Source organism: Bacillus sp. P4_D3 (assembly GCF_056401855.1).
Map to the genome: position 1 here is coordinate 1 of NZ_JBFUIN010000697.1, position 1,592 is coordinate 1,592.

Consider the following 1,592-nt stretch of genomic DNA (forward strand, 5'->3'; position numbering starts at 1 on the left):
ATGAAAAGGAAGCGGCATGAAAAGGAAGCGGCAGGTAAAAGCTACTGGTTCACAGTAGGTAAGATTGCATTAGCTGACCTTGCTTTCGCGATTGATTCAATATTAGCCGCAGTTGCTCTTGCTCTAGGGCTTCCGGATTCACCGCTTGACGATTTCGGAGGTATGGATGGAGGACAGTTCATTGTTGTACTTCTTGGAGGGATCGCTGGACTTATTTTAATTAAATTTGCGGCAACTTGGTTTGTGGGGCTTCTTGAGAAACGGCCAGCATTGGAAACAACGGCATATGCGATTGTTGCTTGGGTTGGTGTCAAATTAGCTGTAATTACACTGGCTCATGAGGATATTGGTATTTTAGACCATGATTTTCCGCATAGTACAACTTGGACGTTGATCTTCTATGGAGTATTAGTTGCGATCGCACTAATTGGTTGGTTTGCACCGGGAAATAAGTCAGCCGAAAATAATCCCGAAAGGTAATAAAAGGGTCAGAGCATTATGTGCTTTGTCCTTTTTAATGATAATTATATTGTGTATTTTTCGATTTAACGCTATAATTACAGTGTTAAAGATGGAATCGTGATATGACCTGTTATGAATCTATCATTTTATTTATGAATAAATGGATTGGTATTTTAGCAAGATGTGCTAATAAACTACTCCACCATGATGATAACGTGCCAAAAATGTGGTGCGTATATTTTCGTGGTGGAGTTTTTTTTATTCTCAAAAAGGGGGAGTAACCATGAACGACAGCATGGTTCATATTACAATTGACGGCAAAGAATATAGTGCTGAGCCTGGTTCAACGGTACTAGGTATCATTAATGAGAACGGAATTGAACATCCACAAATTTGTTATGTGCCGGAAGTGGATCCTATTCAAACGTGTGATACTTGTATTGTAGAAGTTAACGGAAAGCTAGTGCGATCATGTTCTACAGTAGTGACGGACGGTATGAATATTGAATTATCCTCTATTAGTGCGAGGGCAGCACAACATGAGGCGATGGACCGCTTATTGGAAAATCATTTACTTTACTGTACGGTTTGTGACAACAATAACGGGAATTGTAAACTGCATAATACGGCAGAATTAATGGAAATTGAGCATCAAAAATATCCTTATGAGCCAAAAGCTGATGTAAGTGAAGTTGATATGTCTCATCCATTTTATCGCTATGATCCGAATCAATGTATCGCGTGCGGTCAATGTGTAGAGGTATGTCAAAACTTGCAAGTAAATGAAACGTTATCTATTGATTGGGAGGCAGAGCGCCCACGTGTTATTTGGGACGAAGGAGTAGATATTAACGATTCTTCATGTGTAAGCTGCGGTCAATGTGTAACAATTTGTCCTTGTAATGCATTAATGGAGAAATCGATGCTTGGTGAAGCTGGATTTATGACTGGGCTGAAGCCGGATATTCTTGAACCTATGGTCGATCTTATTAAAGAGGTTGAACCTGGATATAGCGGTATTTTCGCTGTGTCAGAAGTAGAAGCTGCGATGCGTGACACTCGTACGAAGAAGACGAAAACAGTATGTACGTTTTGTGGTGTAGGTTGTTCATTTGAAGTATGGACGAAAG

2 protein-coding genes and 1 pseudogene are annotated in these 1,592 nt (G+C 40.0%); all 3 read left to right on the plus strand.

The features are described 5' to 3' along the window. Positions 1 to 480, plus strand: a 480-nt coding sequence (locus AC1DTM_RS25700; protein WP_477001211.1) for a TerC family protein, incomplete at its 5' end; no start/stop codon positions are given. A 104-nt stretch (positions 481 to 584) separates the two neighbouring features. Continuing rightward, positions 585 to 777 (plus strand): annotated as a pseudogene (locus tag AC1DTM_RS25705) (hypothetical protein). Next, positions 746 to 1,592 (plus strand): 2Fe-2S iron-sulfur cluster-binding protein (locus AC1DTM_RS25710; RefSeq protein WP_477001212.1); only part of this gene is annotated, 847 nt, incomplete at its 3' end. The pseudogene AC1DTM_RS25705 and the gene AC1DTM_RS25710, both read left to right, overlap by 32 nt.